Below are 26264 nucleotides of genomic sequence, written 5' to 3'. Positions count from 1 at the left end.
CGATCTGTTGTTGACTGTTCGTGCATTGCTATACCTTTCCATGAGGGCAATAAATCCCGATCTTGGTTCGGATGATGTAATGGACAGGAACGAAGAGGAATTCATCCATCAGGCGATGACCATTGCAAACCGATTGATGCCGGTCGGCGAAGAAACTTTAATGGACCATTTGAACCTATTTTATCGGGAAGAAAAGAAAGCCAAAGAAGAGGAATGATTAGAGGTGCCCAAAGCATTTTCGGGCCAAATAAGCAACTGATTTTTGATTTTTACGCTAAAAATTCCTTGATTTTATTGGGCTGAACGCATTTTTACGCTAAAAACAGCATCAATCCTGAAATTTTGGACGGTCAAAAGATTGGAGACAAATCAAAACCTACTTCAAACACCGAACAATCATTTTTTCACCAAAAATTCATTGATTTTACTGGGCTGAGAGGATTTTTTCACCAAAAATTGGAGAATGACCGCTAAAATGAATTGCGCATAGAGATACTGCTATAGATATACTTGAACAAACCTCAAAAAACCATTTTTCCATGAAAAATCTATTGATTTTACTGGGCTGAGAGTGCTTTTCCGTGAAAAACACTTTAAACGTCATCATTCAATATTTTCAAAAAACGCTCTAAAAATGGGAGTTTCCGAAGGAAAATGAACCAATAGCAACGCGCCAGCGTGCTATCCTCTTGCTTTACCTTTTTCTTTTGCGCAGCAAAACAAAAACGAAAGCAATCCTATTGTATAGTTCAGTCCATAAATAGAGCCAATTAAACAACCATAATTAAAGTGATTTCACCTTTGCATATTCAGATTTCTCGAAAATTCTTACATTTAGCTTCAACTCCCCTAGTTTACCCTGAGCATAGAACACCACTCTTTTTATAAAATGGAAAAGATTGAGGCTTTCAATTGTTGGTAAAGTGACTCGATGTGCTAGCGATAATTAATTGAATAATTAAATTATAACATTTTACATATGTCAGATATTTTGAATAACCCTTGGGTTACTGGTATTGGTGGAGGTATAATTAGTTCTCTTATTGTGTTTTTTGTAACCAGATATGCGTTCAATCGAAAGGAAAGAAAAGAATACAATCAAAAGCTTGAAACTGCAAACAACGAAATTCTTTATTCAATCAGACCTTTGATAATTGAAAAAAAAATACCCTCTCCTGAGATATTTCAATCAATCAGACTTGCAACTGCAAAAAAGTATGGGGTAAATCCTGAAGATTTGTTTAGCGAATACTCTATTTCCAATGACCTAATCAATGAAATAATGAACAACTCATTTTTAAGTTCTGACCAAAAGATTGAACTCTGTGAACTTTTGAATACAATGAAAAAAACAGAGAAATCAGAAAAGAAGGCACGTGATATTGAAATTGTATATGTAAAGGAAAAAGATGGGCTATCTTCAAAATACAATAGTGTTTTATTAGCAATGGTATCTTTTGCAACGGTTGTTGTAATGACTGTTACTATTACTCAAAATAGATTATTTGAATCCGAAGATTTAATTAAGAATAAGTTTTCAATATTAATTACCGCCACAATTATTCCTTTAATGGCAATGACTCTATTGTACATAGTTAAAGATCTAAGAAATAGGGAAAAAAACAGAAATCTAACGGAAAAAAAATCAAAAAAGGAGGATAAGGAAGAGTAAACATTACAAAACATTTAAGGCCATAATATGATAATTGATAAAGTAATCATTGAAAATTATAAAACTTTCAAAAATAGGTTTGTAGTAGATTTATCTAGTGATATTAACATAGTTGTAGGGAACAATGAATCGGGAAAGTCATCTATTCTTGAATGCATTAATTTAGCATTGACGGGAACGGTTGGCAATAGATTTATTTTAAAAGATTTAAATCCATTTTACTTTAATCAAGAGGCCATAAAAGAGTACATAGATGCTTTAAATTCTGACAAACCGAATTTACCACTACCTGAAATAACAATTGAACTCTATGCAAAAGACTATGCTAAGAACGCCGATTTAAAGGGGATAAATAATTCTTTAGGATTAAACTGTCCGGGGATTTTATTTAAAATAGCTTTTAACTCAATTTTTTCAGACGAATACTCAAAATACATTTCAGATCCAAGCAGAATAAAAAATATACCTATTGAGTATTATTTTGTTGAATGGTATTCGTTTAAAGGAGTCCCTGTGACCTCAAGATCCATACCTTTAAATGTAGTTTATGTTGACACATCCTTGGGTGAGGTATCTTTTACTGGAACAGACAAGTATGTAACAAGAATTATTAATAATTTTCTGAATGTAAATGAACGTGCGGGAATAAAATTGAATTACAGAACTCTTAAAGAAAAATTTGAACAAAATTCAAGTATTAAAAGTATTAATGAAAAATTAGAAGAATATTCCGATAAAATAACAGATCGGAAGTTAACCTATTCTATAGACGTTTCAAGTAAATCGGCTTGGGAAAATACTCTAACAGCTTACATAGAAGAAATCCCTTTTAGTTTTATTGGTAAAGGTGAGCAGAGTTCCATTAAAACTAAATTGGCATTGGCCGAGGTTTTAGATAATACAATAATTTTGGTTGAAGAACCGGAGAACCATCTTACCTACAGTAAGATGTCATCCCTAATTGATAAAATAAATGAAAGAAGTAAGGGAAATCAATTAATTATAACGACTCACTCAAGTTTTGTCACTAATAAATTAGGTTTAGAAAATTTAATGTTGTTATCCAACAAGAAAATAATTAGACTGAACGAACTAAAACCTGACACTTATAATTACTTCAAGAAACTACCAGGCCATGATACCCTAAGAGTTATTTTATCGTCGAATCCAATTTTAGTTGAAGGTCCATCAGATGAACTTTTTGTAAATTATTCTTACTATAAGAAATATGGAAAAACACCTCTCGAGGATGGACGAGATGTGATATCAATAAAAGGGCTATCATTTAAGAGGTTTTTAGAAATTGCAGATCAATTGGGTTTAGAAGTGACTGTTATAACAGACAATGATGGGGACATCGATGCACTAGAAAAGAAATACAAAACTTTTAAAGAATCAAAAAATATTAAAATTTCATATGATAAAGACCCTAAATATCCTTCACTCGAACAGCAAATAGTAAAAGTTAACAAGTTGGAAACCATTAACCAAGCATTAAAGAAAGACTTTGGTTCAAAAGACAATGCAATTGCTTGGATGATTTCTAGTGGGAATAAAACGGAAAGTGCATTAAGAATATTAGAGTCTGATGTAGATGTAATTTCACCTAGTTACATTTTTGATGAAATATGAATGAAGCTATATTTTCCTGCGCTGGTTCAAGAAAAACGACTCTTATAATCGACCAATCGGTTAATCTATTTCTAAAGAATAAAAAGACCCTTATACTGACATATACAAACATGAACAAATTAGAGTTAGAATCAAGAATCAGCTCTAAACTCGGTTATATCCCAAAAGACTTATCAGTTCAGACCTGGGTATCCTTTTTGATTAATGAGTGCGTAAGACCATATCAGAACGTTGTATATTCGGAATCAAGGATTTCAGGAATACATTTTATCCAAGGACAATCCGCTCTATATATTGATGAACACAAAACCAAAGGGCATTATATAACGAAAAATGAAAATCTGTATTCTGACAAACTTGCAAAGTTTGCTCATAAGTGTAATCAACAATCAGATGGTTTAGTAATCCAAAGATTAGAGCAGGTTTGGGATTATATTTTTATTGACGAAGTTCAGGACTTAGCCTCTTATGATTTAGACATTATAGCCTTATTATTTAAGTCAAAAATTAAATTAGTTGTTGTTGGAGACGTAAGACAAGTCGTTTATTCCACACATCACGCAAAAAGATTGAGTCAATTCAGAAAAGAAAAAGCTATTGATTTCTATAAGGCAGCTCAAAAAAGTAATTTATGTAAAGTTATAGAAAGAAATGAATGCTATAGATCAATCCAAATCATTTGTGATTTTGCTGACATGATTTTTCCCGAATTGACAAAAACGAAAAGTAAATACAAAGGAAAAACAGATCATCAAGGTATATTTTTGGTTAACGAAAATGATGTGCAGGATTATTACGAATTATACGAACCTATTGTTTTACGACATAGTAAATCTTCAAATACTCAAAATTTAAAGGCTATTAATTTTGGTAAAGCTAAAGGCCAAACCTATGAACGAGTGCTTATTTTCCCAACAAAATCAATTCGAGAATTTTTGAAGTCTGGTAATACGAATATGCTTAACGACAAGCATAAATTTTATGTTTCAATTACTCGCGCATCTGAGAGTGTCGCATTCGTCCTCAACTCAAAATCCAACATATCCTTAATCCAAGAATATTAGATACTTTGTATTCCAACTTAAGGACTACTTTGCTGTTACTTAATAGTGTAGCCTTCCCTAAAAATAGGACAGCGTTAAATTCAAAAATCCGGATAAAGGCTTTAATGTCCCAGTGTATTCCCAATGTTTTCAGTGTCTCCAGTAAGACAACTGTCCCATTAGCCTGCTAAAAATCTCCTCCGTAAAAAACGTAACATTCAGTTCATAAGCCATTTAACATACACAACATCGCTTTGGCGTGTTGTCGTCTTGCTATACCGCTTTTCCAAAAATTGGAAAATCGCTACGACCTGTGACCGTTGGCCCCAGCATTTTAGGGCAGTCTATGAATTTTTTAAATTTTTAGGAGTCACTAATTCATGGGACATGAGGTATCCCATTTATTTTTTTAAGAGTCTCCAAGCCCTTTGTTTTTAGGCCCTTTTCATTGTCCTATTCCAATGGGACATCATATTTAAGTATGGAATGGAAATAATTTATTCTTAGAATAAGTACTTAACTTATTGAATTCCGGTCTTTATGTCTTGTTCTGTCTTCTTGGAATAAATCCGCATTACCTTCTGCATATCCTCCCCTATTTTCTCCTGTAAGACCCTTGCATAAATTTGGGTGGTTGAGAGTTTACTATGTCCCAGCATTTTTGATACCGTTTCAATTGGAACACCATTGGACAGTGTAACGGTTGTAGCAAATGTATGCCGAGCCATGTGAAAGGATACGTTCTTATATATCCCGCAGGCTTTTGCTATTTCCTTTAAATATGCATTGGTCTTTTGGTTGCTATAAACGGGCAAAAGACCACTGTCCTCCATTGGTGCCTCTTGATATTTTTTCATGATCTCCACGGCTCTGGGAAGCATCGGGATCTTTACAGGCTCATTGGTCTTTATCCTTTTGGTATAGATCCAATAGTTACGATCGATACCTTTGCTGATATTGTCCTTGGTCAGAAGCTTGATGTCCATAAAGGTGAGTCCTGTATAGCAACTGAAAAGAAAGACATCCTTTACCCTCTCCCTGCCTATGCTTGTGAAAGTGGTGTCATCAATCAAATCAATCTCCCTTTGTGTAAGATAGTTTCGGTCAAACTTATTAAAACGCAGTTTAAAGTTTCGAAACGGGTCTTTGTCCAACCATTCCAACCTGACACCCAATCGGACAACCTTCATCAAGCGTTCCAAGTGCTTCATGGTTCCATTATTGGTACAGGTCTTCCGATTCTTCTTTGGTTTGAAAGTCCTGATATAGTTTTCGAAATCCAAAATGAACTTGTGCTTCAGATCGCTTAGCGATACATCACTTGTTTTGAGTTTGGTAATTAAATAACCTTTCAAATATTTCTCGGTGGAGTAGTAATTCTTCATGGTGCCAGGCTTCAGGGTGTTGACCATGTTTGTATTGTGATATTCGAAAAGTTCCAAAAGGGTGTGGTTCACTTCATCCTCCCCGACATACCTCGCCTTGATCAATTTTGCCGTTATCAATGCCCTTTCCATGTGCAACTCCCTATGAACATTGAGGATTTCCCCATAGACGGTATCGAGATATGCGTTCAAATCTTCCATGATTCTACTGGTCGGGAACGCTTTTCCCCGCATTTTGTCCCAATTGCACACCGGAATGTCCCGTTTGATACTGATTTCTGCACGCTCCTTTTTGACTGTTATACGAACATATATATCGTAAATGTTCGGGTCATTGCGCTTTTTCCTGACGAAGAAATTGATTCCTAAAGTACTGTCTGTCCGCATGTTGTAATCATTTTAATTGAACAATTGTCATTGGTCGGACTGCCCTTTGACCTCAATCGTTCATACCTAAAATTACAACAATCAGTGTACCAGTGTGCACACCTTATTGCACACCAAAAATATGGTTTCAAATGATATCAGATGGAATCATAAAAAATGAAAAGCACTGATAATCATACAATTAACAGTGCTTTGTTTCTACCTATAAGGCGGTTCGTCGGGATGACTGGAAGAAAGTGTATTTTACAACGTTCTAACAATCAACACCTTATACTGTGCTCTAATACTGATTAACCGAACTCTAAACTGTCTATAAAACAGCACATTCAGAGGCAAAACTTATGCATGTTTTACAATGCAAATTTACAAAAATAAGATGGTATCATTTGTTCTTAAAAGAAATTAGTACTGAAACAATTCTTTAAACTTGTAAAAAATTCTTTCGGCCACGCTAAGATTCTCAGTGATAATCTCAGCATGCTTCATTTATAATTTGTAAAGATGTTTTCACCTTATTAATTAAAAGTTCAAAATCTAAATTTTCGATAACTTCACCACTTATCAACTTGGAACCCATTCCCACGCAGGCGACCCCTGCTTCGAACCAGCTTCTTAGGTTATCTCTTTCTGTACCTACTCCGCCAGTTGGCATTACGCTCGTCCATGGTTGTGGTCCCTTTATGGCCTTTACAAAGTCAGGACCATAAGTGGACCCTGGAAAAAGTTTAATGATCTCCACCCCAAGTTCCTCTGCGCGATTTATCTCGGTACCCTTCGGACAAAATTGTGCGTTCTTTTTATTCGCCAAAAAATAGAAAACCTGATTGACACCCCTTCAATATATATTGTTTATGCTATAAAGTTGCCATTATTTCTTTTTAAAGTGTTTGAAAACATTACGCACATTGCGGTGTTGTTTTAACAATCGGGAAGCTTCGTTTTCATCTACCTGTAGTTCGTCCATCAACATGCGGATGGCCCTATCCACCAATTTTTTATTGGAAAGTTGCATGTCCACCATTCTATTGCCCTTCACGCGACCCAACTTTATCATGATGGAAGTGGAAATCATATTCAGCACGAGTTTTTGTGCGGTCCCTGCTTTCATACGGGTACTGCCGGTCACAAATTCGGGGCCAACCACCAGTTCAATGGGGTATGATACCTCGGCGGCCATGGGCGAATTTACATTGCATACAATACAACCTGTCACCAGACCTTCTTTCTGGGCGGCTTTTAATCCTCCGATGACATAAGGGGTGGTGCCTGATGCCGCTATTCCCAAAAGCACATCACTGGAATGAATATTGAACCCTGACAAATCCTTCCAAGCTTGGTTTTTATCATCCTCCGCATTTTCCACTGCCTTTCTCAAGGCTAGGTCCCCACCTGCAATCAAACCAATGATCACATCGTCATCCACGCCAAAGGTAGGAGGGCATTCGGAAGCATCCAATACGCCCAAACGACCACTGGTTCCTGCACCAATATAGAACAATCGTCCCCCTCGCTCAATGTTTTCAAAAGCTGCATCCACAAAAGCCTTGATGGCCGGTATTGCTCCTTCCACCACTTGGGGAACGGTTTTGTCCACGCTGTTGATGTTGGTCAAAAGCTCAGTGGTATCCATGTTCTCCAAGTTGTCAAATAAAGAGGATTGCTCGGTAGTAGGATTGAATATTTTCATTGTTTTTTTCGAATTAATAATAAACCGATTATCGTAAGAGTGGCGATAATTGCTATGGTAAAAAAGCCCATGTCAAAGCCATACTTTTCCTTGGCATAGTTCCCAGCAAAATATGTCATCAAAGGCGTTAGTATACAAATTACAGGAACCCATTTGTCCTTTATGTTAACCTTGGTGAACATGCCCAACAAAAACAAACCCAACAAGGGTCCGTAGGTATACCCCGCCATGGTAAAGACCAAGGAAATAACATCACCCCTACTTCCTGAAAACAGCATTACAATCAGGAATAAAATGGCAGAAAACCCTACGAGGGCCTTATTTTTTAGAGACTTTACTTTTCCCTCCTCTTTTTTGTCAATTTCAAGGAAGTCGTAGGTGAACGAAGTGGTCAAGGCGGTGAGGGCGGAATCCACACTGGAAAACGATGCCGCTATGATTCCTAACAAAAAGCTCACCCCAGCCAATGGCCCCAGATAATTTAGGGTCAAATTTGGAAACAGCGTGTCAGTGTCCAACAACGTTCCATCGGCTGCCCTTGGCAATTGTACCCCATTGTTCTCGGCATAGATATAGAGCAATACCCCCAATCCTAAGAACAAAAACTGTGTTATGGCCAAAATAAGACTATAGGTCAAAGAATTCTTTTGGGCATCCCATTGGTTTTTACAAGTGAGGGTCTTTTGCATCATGTTTTGGTCCAGTCCCATCATTCCAATAGTGATCAAAAAGCCTGAAATGAATTGTTTGTAGAAGTTGTTGGCCGATTTTCCCTCCCATTCAAAAACCTTAAAGTATTGATGTTCCGTCACCGCATGAACGGCATCCCCAAAAGTAAAATTGAATGAATCCATGATGGCCCAAACAGTCAATACCGCGCCTAAAATCAAGAATACGGTCTGTACGGTATCCGTCCAGACAATGGTCTTGATCCCTGATTTATTGGTATACAACCAAACCAGTACCAAAATTACGATCACGGTTACCGCAAAGGGAATGCCCAAGGCGTCAAAAAAAGCAAACTGAAGTATTTTGGCTGCCAACAGCAATCGCAAAGCCGCCCCAAAAGACTGGGAGATTAAGAAAATCAATGAGCCCGATTTGTAGGAGACGTTGCCAAACCTATCCCTGAGATACGCATAAATGGAAACCAATCGCAACCTATAATACAAGGGTATCAACACAAAGGTGATAAACAGATAGCCCAAGACATTCCCCAACACGAATTGGAAAAAATACAGGTTGTTGTTGCCCACCATACCGGGCACCGAAACAAAGGTGACCCCGGAAAGTCCGGCCCCAATCATGCCAAAAGCTACCAGAAACCATGGCGACTCTCGGTCCCCCGTAAAAAAGGTTTGGTTACCACTTTTTCTTGATGTGAGGTACGAGATGGCCATCAACAACAAGAAATAGGCTACTATGACCGCAAATACGACTGTTGGTTTCACCGTACGGTTTCTTTTTGTATTTTAATATAGTTGGATACTTTCCAAATTTGATTGGTATTCCGAATAATCTTCCATGGCATCCAATTCTTCCATGGTTCCCTTGGCTTCCACCCATTTTCTAAGTTTATCGGTGCCATTGATGATGTCTATGGGCCAATTTTCATAATCGTACTCGTAGGGAGGGTTCAACCACTCAAAATGGTCTCCCATGTAATGGTGCAGCTCCTGCATCAACCATTGGCCAACCCGCCACGGTTTACAGGTTTTCCGGTCTAGTGTATGCACTTGAAAACCTCCACAGGGTTTATCTGCCTGTTTTTGGAAGGTGGGCAAGAAATTGATAGGTCGTATGGCCACTCCCTGCAATCCACTTTTCGCAAAAGCCTGTGAAAGATAGGTATCCCAATACCCGTAAGGTTCTATTTTGGGATGTCCCATGATCTCCAGTGGTTGGGTGGTTCCCCTACCCTCACTCAAAGTGGTTCCCTCAAACAACACCATCCCGGGAAAGGTAAACGCACTTTCTACTCTGGATAAATTGGGTGAGGGCAGCAACCAAGGTAGCCCGGTGTCTTCATAGTACATTTGTCGGGTCCAGCCTCTCATTTCAATAACCCTGAGTTTTGATTTTGAAGCCGCCCAATACCGCTGATGCATCAAAGCCACTTCGCCAATGGTCATGGCATGGCGCACTGGCATGGGATGGAGCCCGATAAACGACTCAAATTCCATATCCAAAACATTGCCCTCCAAGTCAACCCCATTTAACGGATTGGGTCTGTCCAAAATCACAATTTCAATGTCTTTGGAAACGCACGCATCCAAAATTAGGGTCATGGTGTAGATGTACGTATACATTCGGCACCCTACATCCTGAAGGTCGATGAACAAATGGTCGATATCCTTGAGCATAGCCTCGGTGGGAATCCTTGTTTCAGAATACAACGAGTACACTGGAATGTTGAAATAGGGATGCACGGTATGATCGGTCTCGATCATATTGTCCTGGGCATCGGTGGAAAATCCATGTTGGGGGCCAAAAATTTTGATGAATCGGTCCCTAAAAATCTTTTTGAACCCCAGCGTGGCATGCTGAAGATTTCCATCTACAGAGGCATTATGACACAACAGCGCCACATTGCCCTTAAATTGGGATTGAAGTGCATTGTCCTTCAGCAAAACATCCAAACCTGTCATTATTTTTTTCATGGCCGTTCCTTCATTTTTGTTGAAAAAAAACCAAGCCAAATTCCAGATTTGGCTTGGATACTTAAACTAAAAACTAATCAAAGTTTTTATTAGAGAAACTACTTAATCAAGAAGTTGGGTTTGCAGGCGTACTATCGTTGTTATCACGCTCTGCATTGGGGTACGGATAATAATTTCTATTTCGTTCTGCAGCTGCATCACCGGGACCTGGACGATCAAATCTACGGCTATCCTCCAACCCGAGTCCGGACAGATACAATTCTATTCTGCGGTTCTTATAAATCTCATCCAAAACTGATTGCTGATCTACGGTACCGGCATAGTCTGCCAAGGCAGCACCTACACCAAAGGCATCCTCGCCAGCGGTTTTGTTGCGAACAGCATTCAATTGAATGACCGCATTGTCCAAATCGTTGCTTCTGGCATAGGCCTCGGCCTTTATCAAAAGCATTTCACCTGGGAGGTATACCGGAATCTCATCGGTGTTATTATCAAAGAAGGCGGTTACCTGATAAACGGGAATCGCGGCATCTGGATCTTCGCTGAACACGTAGAAGTCCACACGTTGGTCACCATCCTCCGGAAGTAAATCATCAGGAAGCGCAAATCTGGCATCCTTGGCCTGGGTCACGTTTTGGGAACCGAACCAGAATGCCAACGGATTGGGTATGGCCGCATCATAGGCCCAAGTCGATTGGGCAGATAGGTCCACATCGTCCGCAGCAGCTATAGCAGCGCTATAATTGCCTGCCATCAGATTAAAGCGGGCCAATAGCGCATTGACAGAGTTCTCCAAATCCACAGAACCGATCAATCCTGAAGTAACCTCAGAAGACAATCCAGCATCAATATATCCTTTGGCCTCAGTGAGGTCATCAATGGCATTCTGCAACACCGTTACCCTATCGTTGAAAGGGGCATCTTCGATGATTTCCACAGGAATTTGTTCAAAATACTGAATCAAGGTTCCATGTACCAAAGCTCTGTAAAAAAGTCCATATGCCTTAAGCGTATTACCCACCGAAGTATCATCGGTTGCCGTTTCCGCCGAGGTAATCACCGTAGTGGCCTCTTTGCGGCACAGCATGGCATTGGTCCACATATTGTTCAACAGCTCATTGTCACCCCCAATATCATCTCCCCCCAAAAGCACTTCATTTTCCCCTTGGTTACCGGGGTTGAGCAATTGCAGTTCACTGGTATTCAATCCGGTGATGTTTACAGAAGTATAGATAAGACCGCTACGTTCTGCGCTCCAACGCTGTTGGATACCGTTGATCAAATCCACAAGATTGTCCGTGTTGTTCACAACATCAGGCTCCAAGGTTGAATTGGGATCCAAGTACACCTTGTCACAAGACACTGCCCCAAGAGTCAATGCCGCCAACAGTAAAAATTTATATATTCCTTTCATGTCTTTCATTTTATAGTTTAGTGCTGATTGATAAAGCAAAAGTGCTTGGAATTGGTACGTTACCAAAGTTTACAGCACGCAGTAGATTGGATTGTCCACCAGCGTTGGTCTCAGGGTCAAAACTCCAAAAGTTGTCAAAAGAGATCAGGTTTCTTCCGATCAAGGATACCTCTACATCTTTAAGCGAGTTGTTGAAAAGCGAATCGAAAGTATAGGATAAGGCTATTTCCCTCAATTTTACGAAGGAACCATCCTCTATTCTAAATTGCTCAATGGGATAAATCCCAGCAATATATCCTCTTGGAAGGTCACCGCTAAGCTCTTGGGCAGACAATCGACCCAAACCAACCCCTTGACGGGTACGTTTATCGGCATCAAACACATCAAATCCCTGTACGGATTCCCACAGCATGGAAAAACCAAAGTTCTTGTACTTCAAGTCGGTTCCAATACCCATGATATAATCTGGGTTGGGGTCACCAATAATTTTTCGAAGCGCATCCCCTGTGGGTTGTCCATTTGCATCACGCTGTGCAATACCCGTAGCAGCATCCCCTCTTTCTTGTTGGGGAACGCCCACAGGCGCACCCGTGTCGGATGGTCCGGACAAAATCAACTCCCCATTGTCATCCTTGGCAAAATACGTTCCGTAGAAAACCCCCAAAGGCTCTCCCTCACGTACAATTGGCGTGGCACCTGCAACAGTGGCCACGGTAATATCACCACCAATGGTCTTTAACACCTTGTTTTTATTGGTACTGAAGTTTACATTCACGTCCCAGGTAAAATCAGGAGTCTTTATAGGGGTTATCCTGGCATAAATCTCCAAACCTTTGTTCTCCATGCTACCCACGTTCTCCGTTCTGGACGCACCACCAATGGAAGGCGCCAAAACCCGGGTCACAATCAAATCTTCAATTTTTTGGCTATAATATGAGAACAACAATCCGGCGCGATCGTTCCAAAAACTTAAATCGGCACCTATTTCAAATTCCTTGGTACGCTCTGGCACCAAGTCTTCGTTACCCAGTCTATTGTTTTGCTGTAAACTTCCCGCTCCCGCAAATTCGTTGGGCGTGTAGCTTCCAAATCTTTCATAAGGTGATATCGCGGTAAGGTTACCCGCCTCTCCGTAGGAAGCCCTCAGTCTTGCCGAGTTGAAGAATCCTTCGGTGTTCCAGAAAGGTTCGTTGGAAATAAGATAAGAACCGGACACTTTTGGATAGAAATTACTTCGGTTGTCCACATCAAAGTTCGTGGCTCCATCCACACGACCTGCAACAGTTAAGAACAACTTGTTGTCATAGGAAAGTGTTTCCTGAAGGAAGAATCCGTAAATGTCCAAATTGGAATCCACTGGATTGTATTGCAAGGGAATGGTAGGCACTCCCGACGCATCGAGCCCTCTTCCTTGGGTGGCATCCAACTCCAATTGACTGGCCTGGAAGCTATACCCTCCTGTTGTGGAAGAGTTCAATGTTTCGCTGATATCCCAGTCATAGTTTGCGGTAATGTCATAGTTCCAGTTAAAAATCTTGGCCTCGGCATCCCCCAAATAGCCATCATTAAAATAGGCGGGGTTAACCCCATCATAAGGGTACACTGGAATGGAGATATGTCCTTTTTGCTTGTAGGTATCCACACCGATGATTTGATCTATGGTAAGATTATCAATAGGTGTGATCTTTACATGTGCATTGGGAATGAATCGGTCCACATTTTGGGTAATATCAAAGGTCTCGATAATACTTAATGGGTTTACCCGGGTAGGTTCCACCGCCAAAAGATTCCCATTGGCATCGCGTTGCGAAAGGTCATACACGTTATTGGTAATGTTCATGGCATTAATGGGACTCCAGAATACGTTACCATCCGGTTTCTCATCGGACTTACTGCTTGAAAAATAGAGTCCTATGTCATAGGAAATCCAATCTGCAACATTATGCCCAAACTTTAACCGGGCGGTAAAACGGTTATAAGTGGTATTTTTAACAATCCCTTCATTACTCGTATAGCCCACAGAGGCCAAATAGTTCATTTTGCTATTCCCATCGCGAACCATAAAGTGGTTATCAGTTCCAAAACCGGTTTGGAAAATATCATCCTGATAATCATAGCGGGTGGTATTGAACTTTTCGGAACTTAAGTTTAAGAAAGGTGTTGCGGTATTTGTGTCGGCATCAAAACCAAAAATGGGCCACAATCTTCCAGCCAAACCGCCTACGGGTACCGTTTCAAATTCCTCCCCGGTTAAATTAAGGTCCAATTTTTTACGAATGGTATTGATATTGATTCCTGTTTTAAAGGTCATTTCTGGACCATTCCCAAAGGATCTTCCTTTTTTGGTGGTAATCACCACCACCCCATTGGAAGCCCTTGAACCATAAATGGCGGCGGCGGCGGCCCCGTTGAGAATATTGATGTTTTCAATGTCATTGGGGTTGATGTCCACCATCCTATTCTGTCCTGGACTTGCATCCCCGGCAGGAACGTTAAGGTTGGTCACATTGGTGGTAAGGTTACTGGCGATCACCCCATCCACCACATAAAGCGGTTCAGAGGAACCTTTAATGGTACTGGGTCCTCTCAAGCGAATGGAAAATCCACCGGCGGGATCTCCCGAGTTTTGGGTGATTTGCGCCCCTGGCACCTTACCTTGTAGTGAGGAAGTAACGCTCACCGGTGCGGCTTCCACCAATTTGGCAGATTGAACCGTGGTAATGGCATTACCCAGTTTTTTCCGTTCTTGGGTCACCGAGGATCCCAAAACAATAACCTCATCCAGTTTATTTGAATCTTCGGTCAAGGAAATTGATAAATTCTGTGTGCTTCCAGTAAGTACCTGTTCTTTGGTTACAAAACCAAGATAGCTGATGACCAAGGTCTTTCCCTCGGCATCAGAAACTTCTAATTGAAAGTTTCCATCAAAATCGGTCACCCCACCTATGGAGGTTCCTTTAATGAAAACATTGGCCCCTGGTAAAGGTTGGCCCGCATTGTCACTTACTGTTCCTGAAACCGTCAAGGTTTGGGCGAATACGGAATTCACCCCCAAGAACAGTGTCAAAAACAGTAACATGTAATTGAGTTTTTTCATACGTTGAGTTCTTTTTGAGCATTTGCAACAAACTTAGCGAGCAATTTTCAATGTTGCAATTTTTTTGCAGTTTTTTATTGCAAAAATTAGATTTTATTGCATTATTAAACAACTTTTAATAAAAAATGCTGTTTTTTATTGCATGATTATATTTTATATTTGCGATATGAACAAGACGGAACGACATCAATTCATACTGACCGAAGTTCACCTGCACAATAGGGTAGTTTTGGCCGATCTGGCCAATATGCTCAACGTGTCCATTGATACCGTTCGACGAGATATCAAGGAACTTGATTCCGCCAAAAAGCTGAAAAAGGTACATGGGGGCGCTTTATCGAATGGCTTCAATGCCTATTCTGACCGTTCCACTGATATTTATGAACTGGACAGTAAGGTTTCCATTGCCCAAAAGGCGGTTTCCCTGATCAAGGAAGGGGATGTCGTGTTGATCAGTGGTGGGTCCACCCATTTGGAACTTGTTAAATTGATTCCGAAGAAGTTGTCGCTTACGTTTTTTACGCCCAGTCTTTCCATGGCCATTGAACTATCCCAACGGTTGCCCAAATATCATGAGATTTTTCTAATTGGAGGGAAACTTTCCCGAAGCTCACAATTGACCATTGGAGGTGGATCTATCAATTTACTTTCGGAAATCGAAGCAGATATCTGTTTCTTGGGAACAGGGTACTTGGACGCCAAAAAAGGGATTACGGAAGTGGATTGGGAAATTGCACAAATGAAAAAAGCTATGATCAAGACCTCCAAAAAGGTGGTTTCACTATGTATCTCCCCGAAACTGAACACGTCCAACCGCTACAAAATCTGCGATATTGGTAATCTGGACACCTTGATTACTGAACTGGATCCCAACTCTTCTGTTTTGGACGCCTATCGTATTAGGAGCCTAAAACTATTATAAAACCGTCTTAGGTTTCACAAGGGTACTTGTTCCCTGCTAATTTTTTGAGTTCATAATCCTGCCCATTTCTGATTCCCATTGGTAAAAATCTGTCCTTACAATTCGTCCGATTAAACTTTCTTGGTTGAGTTCTTGCTATTCATTTCTATCATCCTGACCAAGGGACCTGTCCACACAATGCATATTAATCACCCCGGTGCCTTTGTATCAATTGGCAATTTAGCTCCAATCAGACCGCATAAACATGTTTGGTTGATAAGCCATCGGGGTGGCAGGCCCATCCCTATAAACGTAAATAGTTGATTTTCAATTTTTTACACCGTTAACCAAGACCAGTTAACCGAACCCTGAACCGTGTTCAAATGGGCACATCCAGAGGCAAAACTTATGGATGTTTTACACAATAAAATTAAAGATTTTTTTAAAATTAAAATAGTTACAGGTGAACTATTTTAATTTCATCTTTTAAAGATTGAGGTAGATTAAATCGTTCTATTTGATCAAGGTACTTATCCACCATAAAAAAAGTTCTCATATATTTTAACCTATATTGTTCCTTGGTTCCTTTTAATTGTTTCTCAAACCATCTTTTCTTTCTTCTCTTTTCTTGTCTACTGACAAAGACCAAATTTTCACGGACCACAAGATTTTCAAATCTTTCATCTATTTTTTTTGGTGTAGACCATAGGTCTTCATACAATTTCAAAGCATGATAGAACGTCTCTTCAGATTTGATCAGTTGATAACTACTAGGCAGGTCGGGGTTAGATTTAAATAGCATGTTAATAGCCTTATTTACACTAAAACTTTCAAGAAATTCAGTGTAAAATGCACTAAACCTTATAATTATATCTTCTGATGTAATCTTTTGAAATGAACCAATGAAACCATAAAAAGGAACTGGCTTATCTGGTTTGATTTGTGACATTAGGTATGCCCCTTCACAAACTCCCAATGTTAAAAACAAATTATTTTTAATGATGATATTGATTGCTACCAAATAGTTATAAAGCTCTTTCCATGAAAGGATTTCATCTGAAATTAACTGTAAACCGGAGCTGTTTCCATGTATCTCTAAATGGAGAATAGGTATTATAGCTTCCATTTTGCATTCATAACTAAGCTTTTCAAAAAAGGTATTGAAATCACGTTTATTCCCAATTTCAATAAATTCAGTTTGTAATTTTCCTCCATGTCTAAACTTCTGCCAATGGAGGATATCTTGATACAACTCCTTCCCTGTTCGTCTTTCTCCAAATAGAGATTCTAAAACAAAAATCTTATTGAACTCAAAAGTATTCATCATGTATTAGGATTGTTTTTGGCAATCTCCCTTCTTAATAACCAATGAATTTTAACATGGGGAAACATTTGCCTTAGTATGAATTCAACCTCTTTATTAAATTCATTTTCATCATTAACATATGTCGCACTATAGAAAGAATAAATCGTTCTTTGACCTTTTTTTATAGGCTCCTTTGGATCAATTAAATCATCTAGAGATTCTATTGCCTGATGGATATTCCATGGATATGGTCTAATATTCCTATGCATATGATGATTCAACCAATTATTAACCCACTCTATTTCGTTCCAGTCAAACTTTTTAGAATATTCTACAGACTTTAATTTTTTAGATACTTTAATTAATTGAGATAGACCAATACGATTACGGTTATTCTCCGCAAAATCAATTCCAAGAAACCTTCTTACCCTATTTTCCAATGAAAGTCTAATTGCATATAAAGTCAGTAAATCAACAGCATAATTATTCTGGTTCTCATCCTTTAATTGATGATTATAAAATAGACTTTTGGCTGTATTGAAGTGTATGGCTGAAGGAAGTGTATTTGTACTTACCGAAATAAAATCTGTATACTCATTTGCATCTAATTGATTTACAATTCCGGCAATATCCGCAATAATTATTTTAATCTGTTTTGCACTAAACTTTGATTGAATTAGGTATTCAAGATAACTTTGAGCATTTTGAATGTGACATCTCGCTATTAAATCATTCTCTTTATTTAACCAGATGGTTTTAAATGCATTTTGCCTTCTGCATTTAACAGACAAAGCCCTACCGGAAATAGACTTCAAGTAATCAATCAGATTTTGGATATTTTCGACAGATGGCTTGGTATAAGCATCTTTTAAGAATTTTGTTTTATCCATTTGTAGAGATTTCAATCTCGTATAACCTTAGAGACCCCTGTATTTAGGACTATACTGCTATAAAGGCTTGTTTTAATGTCATGCATAATCAATTGACATTAAATTTCTTAGATTTTTAAATACGTTATTTCACAAGACTTACATTTCCGTTTGGTCTGATCAAGATCCGCTACACTGAACTTTTCTTCAATTTTCTCAAATATATCCAGACCTCTTCCCAATGTTATCTTCCAACCATTTTCTGCGGCAATAAATCGGTCGTGATGATTTTCAAAGCGATATGTTAAGTTCACCCCTATACTTTGAACATTTTGAGATAATTCTTCCAAAGAAGCTTTTGACTCTTCCAAATAAGCCTCATTATTCCAAGTCACCAATTCCAAGTTGATTTGGTCCTCAGGTTCTTTTATGTTTGATAACATTATACAAAACTCCAACAGGTTTTTGAACTGATAGTATAGTCTAATATAAGGATCTTGGATTGTAATATTTTCTGCTCCTTTTAGATAATCGGAAAACAGTTTTTTATAAGAAATCCCAGTCTGATTGTCCTTTAAAATAACTTGATGGGGTTGTAATTCCAATTCTGGTTTAGGAATTCTTCTTTCTATATCCTCCACCTTATTTTCTTCTTGTACCACTATGGCAGCCATATAGTTTAGGTTTTCCAATGTTTCAGGATAATTCTCTTTTCCACTTGATTTAATCGTATACTTAAACTCTACTGGTTCACTTCTAAAGGTTTCGTCTATGATATAAAGTTGGTCTTTAACACGTTTTCTACCTTCTACAGCAAAATCCAACAATTCTATTAATTCTTCCTCGTCGATTTTCTTATCAGGATATATTAGTTTCGCCAATCCTGAAAATGACTTTCTAATGGCGGTCTTATCCCGAGTAGTTAGTGAACCATCCAAAATAATTTCTTGGTTCAGCAAACTTGAAAAATCAGCTTTTCTTAATTCTCTGAGCAATTCGGCCAAATAATCCACTATAAAACCATATTCCTTAGAAAAAACTGCACTTTTCAAAATACGTACTTCCCAACCTGGAATATACATATGCATTCTGTCCAGAAACGCTCCTTTTATATATCCCTCTGGAATAGACTCGAATAAATGTGAGTTCTTCAACATATAGGGAACATTGTGTTTGGTGTTACCAACGAAAGCCATGGAAGCCGTTGCTTGATATGTGTCTTTTCCTCGGTTAAAACTTTGATTGGCCATATAGTTCTGCATAATCTTTACCAAATCACTATCGGTTCGCCCCCCCTTTTCTTGTTCAAATTCATCCAAAGCCACTACATCCCAATAGCCAACCAGCCCTATTTTATTACCTGTATTATTGACAAATAAACGTGCCTTACTCACATCACCCCCTGAGACCAAGACACCATGGGGAGACAACTCAGAGAAAATATGTGACTTACCTGTTCCCTTGGGACCCAATTCAATAAAATTATAATTGTTTTCTACATGGGGAATTAAACGGGATAACTGAATAAACTTATCTCTTTTGTTGAAATATTCAGGGTTCAATCCAATACTGTGCATCAATAAATCAAGCCATTCTTCTGTGGTAAACTCTTTACGAAGATTAATGTATTCCTGTAAATCTACATTGGCTACCTGTATAGGCTTTAAATCGACTATGATCCATCGCATACTAGTATCGTCCGCATGGGAGTAACCCATTTGTACAATACACCATACACCTCCGCCACTTAATAACTTTTGATTGTTCATTACCATTTGGTCTGGTATGGGTACTCTTTTCAAACCAAGATTGGCAAATTCTGCTTCATAGATATTGGCTCTGTCGTTCAATGATACATTAATTTTATCTATGATTTTATGGTTACCGGTATCTCTAATTTTTGCCTTAACAATTTCAGCATCTGAACGGTGCACATAATTGTCCTTGATTACTTTCTTAACCTTTTCAATACCATCATTAATAATATCTTCATCGTCTATAGCACAATATTGTCCTAAAAGATATTCCAAGACATAGGCCGGAACAGGATTGTTGCCTTTCACCAATCCAGTCAAATCTTTCCTAACTACCTTACCCTCAAAATGTTGTATTATTTTATCTTTTAACTCCATTAGAAATCCGTTGGTATTATGGTGTTATTTTGTACCCTTTCTTCAATTACGGGGTTTAGGGCGTCTTCTAAATCAAAAGCTTTTAGTTTTAAAACTGTTTCCTTCACAGCCTCACTTGATAACGTCAATTCTATTCTAGACATTCGTTCACTTGGTGATTCTGATGTTGCATTTAACACCAATTCTTCCTCATTACTCACTAATTCGTTTTCTTTATATAAGCCTATTCTTAAAATGCGTTCTTTCTCGAAACGAGACACTTCGTTTTCTTGCAAAACATGCAAACGAAGAATATTGGAAACTACCTTTAAAGTGCCTTTATGAACCAGAATCGGATTCACTTTTTTGGTCACCTTCTCCCGTTTTCTAGAACTTTCAATTAAAGGCACGACCAACTCTTGTAAACTTCCTCCCCCATGCACAAATTGATGTCCAACTCCACTTTTTTTATAGCGATTTGTTGAGGCTGGAATAGTCACAAACAAGTTTTCATCAAAAATAGTAGTGGCGCTCAATGGAATACAATATCCCAAATCTGGTTTCACGCTTTCCTTGGTCAAATAATATCGATTATGGGACTGTACATAATCTAGTTTTGGCAATTGTTCCTTTTCCTTCTCTTTAATTTCTCGATCATTGTAAAGAAAGCCGTGGTCAGCCGTTATAAACACCTTCGCTACATTATAAGAGCTATGCAACTTTTTAATGAATTGCTTCAATTCATTGATGGAATCCCGTGCTACTTCGAAAGTCCTTCGTTCTGAAGGCTTCTTATCTCCTGTGGAATCAATGACATCATGATACACATACACTACATTGTCCTTGAAAATTTCTCTGGCTTCAGTCATCCCCAATCCCTCAATGTCGCTGTATTGTATTGCATTTGATTTTGGATTAACCTCTTTCAATATTTTCGCTCTTCCAGAAACACTGGAATTCAAAATGTCGTTGATTTGTATATCACCCCCATTAAATAAAACACTTTTTCTTGGCAGCAATTGTGCCATCCCAACATTGGTTTTTGATGGAATAGATGCCAACATATATCGAATTTCTGCAGTGTTTTTGGTGTCCGCATGCAATTCAGACAATAGATGCTCTCCAACTTCATATCGTAATGCATCTGAAATGATGACCACGACCTTCTGGTCCTGATTTTCAATCTCTGTTTTATAGAAATCGTATTGCTTGGGAACTTGTATTTTTTTATAATCAAACTTGAACTGGTTCAAACAGGAAAGCCATTCTCGGTTTAAAGATTCGATATGCTTTTCATATGCGGCATTCAATCCTTCGTGGATTGTTTCTAAAGTAACTCGGTTGGGGATCTCCGTAATGTCCAACTCCTTAAATTTACTCAATGCCTGTCTGTAAAGTTTGTCAATACTAAACCATTGTTGGGTATACTGATGCACATAGGCTTCCGGGGTGTTTAAGACATAAGTGTCAATCGCATTAATGTGTTGATGCAACCTACATACATATACCATAAACTTTAAAACGTTTCCTGTATTGGACTCGATTTCTTGTTGCAAACCAATGCGTTCCAATTTGGTAATTACCTCTTGAGGGTTGTTCTGTAGATGTTTTTGCAATTGCACAACAACTTCCCAAATCATGGGAACCGTATATTCTGTAAACTCCGCATCGTTTCCGTAAACTTCAATCAAAGTTTCTCCTCTTATAAAAGAAGTCATTTGCTTAAGCAACCTTTTAAAGTCTCCCGCAACATTTGGGTGCCGCTCCACTTCAAAAAGTAACTGATTAAGCTGTGTTATTTGGGCTGAATCCTCAATTTTTAGCTGTCCATAAGGGTCCTTTTCCAGCTTGGACATTCCTTGGGTGATGTTGTTGTACAAGACACTTTGCGCCGCCAATTGCAATTCCCTTTGATTGAGGTTTTGCATATTGAAACCCACATATTCTTTCACTTTTTTTATCACCTCGTCAACAAAATCCAGACCTTCAACCTTTTTCAATACACGATTGAGTTCCGAGGTATCTTCATTGCCGGACAAAATCACGAGTTTGGCCATTAAAATTGGCCAACTTTCTATTTTTTTGAATTTTAGAAATGATGATAGCAAGCTCCTCTTTAATGCAGTTTCACTTATTTTGGATGGGGACAATATGGGTTCGCATACCTTTTGAACCCCAGAATATTTCAACTCTGAGATGTACTTTGACACTAAGTTCTTATGGTGGCGTTGTAAAGCAAATCGTTCCATAAATTCCCCAACATTGTCCAACTGTAATTCTTTATTGGCTAATAACAAAGCCATTAGCGGAAATTGATGGTAGGCTTCCTGATTATTGGGCGAGGCCATTGGTAAATATAGAAATACCTTCTCTGCCTTTAATTCATTAACCAATTTATACTTTGTAGCAAAAGGAGTGTTGCAATATTTTTTAATATGAATTTCCGACAAATCCAACTGGTTTACTTCTTCTAAGTATTCTTCTTCCGGGTCAAAAAAGAAAAGGACCCGTAACAACGGATGGTTATCGAAATAATCTTGAATTCTTTCTTTTAGCATTACTTAATCTTAGCCACTACGTCTGTAAACAATTTATAATTCTCGGTTACACCATCATCCAAATCAAAGGTGATCTGTTGGTCTGCAACATTTTTTAAGTGCATGTCATACTCTTCACATTCCACTAAATCTTTGCGCATTTGATCTAATTTACGGGCTTGTTGGGCACTTAAATTAGCCTCATTACTTGCCAGCGCATCTATTTCTGCATTGAGGTATTTAAGATGCTCCAATAAATAATTGGCCCGTATTTTTTCTACGGTAAAGGCATTCATACGGTGCATATACACCAGTACCTGAAAGGCTCTTTTTTTAGAACTGAACAACCAATAGACAGGCTTCTTCTTGTACGTTTTACAATGGTCGTTCCAGAAGTCTTTCACCAAGTATTTATCCAGATCTCTATTGAGGCCATCCTGTAAAAAGTTAATGTTCTCTGTTCTGGTATCATGGCTCCAAATGGTATCAAGCAATTCTTGTATTTGGTATAAGGCATCATCTTTAAAATTGGCAGCTGTACCCATAAGTGGTACAATAGCATCTTCATCTATGGTAACGTGCCCATTATTATAGTCATAAGAAGCCAATTCTTCTGTGCTTGGATTGGGATGCGCGATGTTTAAACCCATTTTATCTAAACGGTAACGTCCCATAAACAACCCAATAGCGTAGCTGATAAACTGCTGCATTACAACTGATTTGTCAATAGGCAAGTTAATGGCAGCCGCCCCTTCTTCCCTAAACTTTGGTTCCAAAACCTCTAAATCCTTACCATTGAGTTCTTCTTGTAAAATAGTAATGTCTTTTAAGGCCACTTCTGGGGTAAGCTCATCCTGTAGCCCATAGATTTTTATAAATATGCGATTAAGTTCCTCTTCATTGCTGTGCAATTGAAAAAAATCTTGTGTAACCGCTGACTCCCAAGTTTGGTATGCTTGTGCTAAAGAATTGCTTTCACATAACAATGGACTTTGCTCAAAATTCCAAGAGGTTTCTCTAGAGTCCCAGTCATTTTTTGAAATTATTAAAGAATTTGAAACCAACGAATTAATAATTTGAGAATTGTCATTCTTAAATGGAATTAATCCAACAACTCCACAACTATAATTAATTGTTGGATTTATGATGTCAAGAAAATGGGAGGCAATCTTGGAATTTAAAACTCCTAAAATAACTTTATCAAGAGAATCATCACTAAAATATATACAGTTGGAGGCTGTGTCAATGATATGTCCATTTGGAAAATATCTACTTGAAAAACTACCAGCGGTAACAAGTGTCCAAGAGTTATGTGGTTGTAAAAAGTATTGTGGACTACGAACTGCCGATTTAGGATGATTTCTTATTTCCAAACCATCGTTACTCCAATTTACCACTTGTTCTTGATTTCCATACCATTTTCTAAAGGCACCTCCTTTATCTAGAGGTGCCCAAATATTATCATTAGTAAATTCCGAAAGAGTATCCCCATCAAACAAGATTTTTTTTTGAGATACCTCTGACCAATAGCGTATAAATTTCTTTCCATCACCAACGGACATTCCAAATTTAGGAATAGCAACTTTATCTAAATTATCTTCATTTTCAAATAACGAGATGGTATTATTTGTAACCCAATACCCAATTGAGAAACCTGGTATTTTTAAAAAATCACTTTGGTTTTTACTGAAAGAATTAAACTCTTTATCTAAAAATTTTCTCTTTTTAGTTTCTACGGATTCTACTTTAACAAAGTCTGTATATAATTTTCTAAAAAGACCATTACGATTATGATTTTTCTGCTTTACACTACTAAATGTAACAGAACCAAAATCAGAACCAAAAACCCCCCTCCCTAAATGAATAAGACTTTCTATATATTTTGTTGTCAAATAATACTGTCTTAAGTTTTTAAAAGAGGACAAAAACATCCAAGAAGGCAAGTTAATCAAGGCAAAACGACCATTGCTCATAGTTAGATTTGGTATCACTTCCATGAAAATGGTCATCAAATCAGACTTGGACATGGGATAATTGGCATTCACATAATTTTTTAAAGCCGCATTCATGCTTTTTTGTCCCATGTACGGCGGGTTAGCCACTACGGCGGTATATTTTTTGGTCAACGTCAATAGTACGGGTATAAAGCCATGCGCTTTTTGTTGTATAGCTTGTAGGTTTAAGTCTAAAACCTGTTTTTGCTTTAAATCTATGTAGCGTTGTTGTATATATTCAACAGCATCTTCGCTTAAATTTAGTTGCATTACAGAGCCCAGATTTTTGGCTTGTTGCATTAGCTGTAACGCTTTTTCTAGTGCTTCAATATGGTCTTTACCTTCCTCTCCTAAAAAGTCTACAACCTCTAGCTGACTAAAACTATTGCCTTCTGGCATTGCGTAAATGTTGAGTTGCCAGTCTTTGTCCCATACATCGGGATACTTTTTAGCCGCTTTGAGCAATAAAGCAAAGGTGGCGAGTTGTACAGCACGATCGTCTATATCTAGTCCGTATAAATTCTTTTCAAAGATGGTTTGCACCGCTTCTTCTGGTGTGTAATATTCCTCCAAGTACATTTGGTAGAGCAACTCAAAACCTTCTACTAAAATGTGTCCCGAGCCACAGGCTGGGTCTATGAGGGTGAGTTGCTCTACATCTGTAATAAGTGGGTTTTTAGTTCGCGCTTCGACAGGCTCAGCGGAACTATTGTCTCCATCATTTGTCACCAGATAATTCATTTGGTCTTTGAGTGGGCTATTGGGTTTGTGGTCTAGCCAGAGTTTACCTGCGGTATTTTCTACCATATATTTTACAATCCAATTGGGTGTGAAAATTTGGGTAGCGGCAGGTATGTCTTTAGCCTCGGCCTTTTTCTTCTTTTTAAATGAGGCAAAGACTTCATCTTTACGTTCCGAGATATAAAACTGGTACAACCAACCAATAAGTTCTACTTCCTTATACTCAGCATCACTAATCGCCTCGGTAGTGTTGAGTAAATGTAAAAAACCTCGGTCTTGCAGCATATTGTCTGGCAAGAGCAGCTCAGTATAATCGTCCAACTTGCCAAATACTTTGTTGAGCGTGTTGTGGGAATGGCAGTAGCCTACTAATAAAAGCGCAAAAGCTTCGGTTTCTTTGTTATAATCACCAATTATTTTTTGCAAGCGTGTTTTTTCGGTGTCATTTAAAAAGCCATACTGGCCTTGTCTGGCTTTCTGTAAGATGATAGGTGTATTGTTTAAGCCCTCGGTATAATCAAGCTGGGGTAGGTCGTAGCCGTTTTTTGCCAAAACACGAATCGCCATCATACGGTTAAACCAAGTATAAGCCGCTTCTTCCACCACTACTTCAATGCCTTTTTTGGCGATGGCATTTTTTAAGGAACGCCATAGATTGGGTACGTTGGCATCATCAAACGCATCACCTCTAAAGGTATAGCCACCGGAAACCGCAAGGGGTTCTTCTATGACTTCACCCTTGGTATTGAATCCCCAATAAATGAGCTTTTTGGCAACGCCCTCCATTAATAAAGTACGTGCCTGTTGTGCAAAAGTTTTGGTATTCAT

The 26264-nt window shown here is 38.4% G+C and carries 16 protein-coding genes and 1 pseudogene; 5 read left to right on the top strand and 12 right to left on the bottom strand.

Going from position 1 to position 26264, the window contains the following annotated elements; genetic code table 11:
• The 4 genes from AC13CS_RS00750 to AC13CS_RS00735 form a co-directional block, all read left to right on the top strand.
• Window positions 1-217, top strand: a 217-nt coding sequence (locus AC13CS_RS00750; protein ID WP_482888293.1) for a hypothetical protein, incomplete at its 5' end; no start/stop codon positions are given.
• 762 nt (window positions 218-979) lie between these two features.
• The gene (locus AC13CS_RS00745; RefSeq protein WP_482888292.1) at window positions 980-1672 is read left to right on the top strand and encodes a hypothetical protein; all 693 of its coding nucleotides are present in this window, start codon (window positions 980-982) and stop codon (window positions 1670-1672) included.
• Between the two features lie 27 nt (window positions 1673-1699).
• Complete coding sequence (locus tag AC13CS_RS00740; protein ID WP_482888291.1) at window positions 1700-3304, top strand: ATP-dependent nuclease; 1605 nt, start codon at window positions 1700-1702, stop codon at window positions 3302-3304.
• A gap of 110 nt (window positions 3305-3414) precedes the next feature.
• The gene (locus tag AC13CS_RS00735; RefSeq protein WP_482888290.1) at window positions 3415-4368 is read left to right on the top strand and encodes a UvrD-helicase domain-containing protein; all 954 of its coding nucleotides are present in this window, start codon (window positions 3415-3417) and stop codon (window positions 4366-4368) included.
• 500 nt (window positions 4369-4868) lie between these two features.
• Here AC13CS_RS00735 and AC13CS_RS00730 read toward each other — a convergent pair whose 3' ends face one another.
• The 7 genes and pseudogenes from AC13CS_RS00730 to AC13CS_RS00700 form a co-directional block, all read right to left on the bottom strand.
• A complete protein-coding gene (locus tag AC13CS_RS00730) occupies window positions 4869-6119 on the bottom strand; it encodes a site-specific integrase (protein WP_482888289.1) in 1251 nt (416 codons plus the stop codon).
• A gap of 472 nt (window positions 6120-6591) precedes the next feature.
• A pseudogene (locus AC13CS_RS00725) lies at window positions 6592-6900 on the bottom strand (beta/alpha barrel domain-containing protein); the annotation flags it as partial.
• Between the two features lie 87 nt (window positions 6901-6987).
• Entirely contained in the window at window positions 6988-7806 is an 819-nt protein-coding gene (gene murQ, locus AC13CS_RS00720) for an N-acetylmuramic acid 6-phosphate etherase (protein ID WP_225604896.1), read from the bottom strand.
• Complete coding sequence (locus tag AC13CS_RS00715; protein WP_225604897.1) at window positions 7803-9257, bottom strand: sodium:solute symporter; 1455 nt, start codon at window positions 9255-9257, stop codon at window positions 7803-7805. The genes murQ and AC13CS_RS00715 overlap by 4 nt, the downstream gene beginning before the upstream one ends.
• 21 nt (window positions 9258-9278) lie before the next feature.
• Window positions 9279-10466 carry an exo-beta-N-acetylmuramidase NamZ family protein gene (locus AC13CS_RS00710; RefSeq protein WP_225604898.1) on the bottom strand — a complete coding sequence of 396 codons (1188 nt, stop codon included), beginning with the start codon at window positions 10464-10466 and terminating at the stop codon, window positions 9279-9281.
• A gap of 106 nt (window positions 10467-10572) precedes the next feature.
• On the bottom strand, window positions 10573-11880 hold the full coding sequence (locus tag AC13CS_RS00705) for a RagB/SusD family nutrient uptake outer membrane protein (RefSeq protein ID WP_225604899.1): 1308 nt from the start codon (window positions 11878-11880) through the stop codon (window positions 10573-10575).
• A gap of 10 nt (window positions 11881-11890) precedes the next feature.
• On the bottom strand, window positions 11891-14977 hold the full coding sequence (locus AC13CS_RS00700; protein ID WP_225604900.1) for a SusC/RagA family TonB-linked outer membrane protein: 3087 nt from the start codon (window positions 14975-14977) through the stop codon (window positions 11891-11893).
• A 166-nt stretch (window positions 14978-15143) separates the two neighbouring features.
• Between AC13CS_RS00700 and AC13CS_RS00695 the strand changes: the two genes are divergently transcribed.
• Window positions 15144-15899 (top strand): DeoR/GlpR family DNA-binding transcription regulator, encoded by a 756-nt coding sequence (locus tag AC13CS_RS00695; RefSeq protein ID WP_225604901.1) that lies wholly within the window; start codon window positions 15144-15146, stop codon window positions 15897-15899.
• Window positions 15900-16335: 436 nt separating this feature from the next.
• Here the strand turns inward: AC13CS_RS00695 and AC13CS_RS00690 are convergent, their stop codons facing one another.
• From AC13CS_RS00690 to pglX, 5 genes are all read right to left on the bottom strand, one after another.
• On the bottom strand, window positions 16336-17205 hold the full coding sequence (locus AC13CS_RS00690) for a hypothetical protein (RefSeq protein ID WP_482888288.1): 870 nt from the start codon (window positions 17203-17205) through the stop codon (window positions 16336-16338).
• Window positions 17202-18074, bottom strand: coding sequence for a hypothetical protein (locus tag AC13CS_RS00685; RefSeq protein WP_482888287.1), 873 nt, complete (start codon window positions 18072-18074; stop codon window positions 17202-17204). The genes AC13CS_RS00690 and AC13CS_RS00685 overlap by 4 nt, the downstream gene beginning before the upstream one ends.
• A gap of 107 nt (window positions 18075-18181) precedes the next feature.
• On the bottom strand, window positions 18182-20185 hold the full coding sequence (gene brxL, locus AC13CS_RS00680; RefSeq protein ID WP_482888286.1) for a BREX system Lon protease-like protein BrxL: 2004 nt from the start codon (window positions 20183-20185) through the stop codon (window positions 18182-18184).
• Complete coding sequence (gene pglZ / locus AC13CS_RS00675; protein ID WP_482888285.1) at window positions 20185-22722, bottom strand: BREX-1 system phosphatase PglZ type A; 2538 nt, start codon at window positions 22720-22722, stop codon at window positions 20185-20187. The genes brxL and pglZ overlap by 1 nt, the downstream gene beginning before the upstream one ends.
• Window positions 22722-26264 carry a BREX-1 system adenine-specific DNA-methyltransferase PglX gene (gene pglX, locus AC13CS_RS00670; RefSeq protein ID WP_482888284.1) on the bottom strand — a complete coding sequence of 1181 codons (3543 nt, stop codon included), beginning with the start codon at window positions 26262-26264 and terminating at the stop codon, window positions 22722-22724. The genes pglZ and pglX overlap by 1 nt, the downstream gene beginning before the upstream one ends.

Source organism: Flagellimonas sp. B-3 (assembly GCF_056857835.1).
This window is presented reverse-complemented; position numbering and strand designations above follow the sequence as displayed.

Coding starts and splice junctions, on each gene's coding strand:
- pglZ (WP_482888285.1), bottom strand. CDS start 22,722: ATGCTAAAAGAAAGAATTCAAGATTATTTCGATAACCATCCGTTGTTA.
- AC13CS_RS00705 (WP_225604899.1), bottom strand. CDS start 11,880: ATGAAAGGAATATATAAATTTTTACTGTTGGCGGCATTGACTCTTGGG.
- AC13CS_RS00690 (WP_482888288.1), bottom strand. CDS start 17,205: ATGATGAATACTTTTGAGTTCAATAAGATTTTTGTTTTAGAATCTCTA.
- brxL (WP_482888286.1), bottom strand. CDS start 20,185: ATGGAGTTAAAAGATAAAATAATACAACATTTTGAGGGTAAGGTAGTT.
- AC13CS_RS00695 (WP_225604901.1), top strand. CDS start 15,144: ATGAACAAGACGGAACGACATCAATTCATACTGACCGAAGTTCACCTG.
- pglX (WP_482888284.1), bottom strand. CDS start 26,264: ATGAATACCAAAACTTTTGCACAACAGGCACGTACTTTATTAATGGAG.
- murQ (WP_225604896.1), bottom strand. CDS start 7,806: ATGAAAATATTCAATCCTACTACCGAGCAATCCTCTTTATTTGACAAC.
- AC13CS_RS00745 (WP_482888292.1), top strand. CDS start 980: ATGTCAGATATTTTGAATAACCCTTGGGTTACTGGTATTGGTGGAGGT.
- AC13CS_RS00730 (WP_482888289.1), bottom strand. CDS start 6,119: ATGCGGACAGACAGTACTTTAGGAATCAATTTCTTCGTCAGGAAAAAG.
- AC13CS_RS00740 (WP_482888291.1), top strand. CDS start 1,700: ATGATAATTGATAAAGTAATCATTGAAAATTATAAAACTTTCAAAAAT.
- AC13CS_RS00735 (WP_482888290.1), top strand. CDS start 3,415: ATGAACAAATTAGAGTTAGAATCAAGAATCAGCTCTAAACTCGGTTAT.
- AC13CS_RS00710 (WP_225604898.1), bottom strand. CDS start 10,466: ATGAAAAAAATAATGACAGGTTTGGATGTTTTGCTGAAGGACAATGCA.
- AC13CS_RS00685 (WP_482888287.1), bottom strand. CDS start 18,074: ATGGATAAAACAAAATTCTTAAAAGATGCTTATACCAAGCCATCTGTC.
- AC13CS_RS00700 (WP_225604900.1), bottom strand. CDS start 14,977: ATGAAAAAACTCAATTACATGTTACTGTTTTTGACACTGTTCTTGGGG.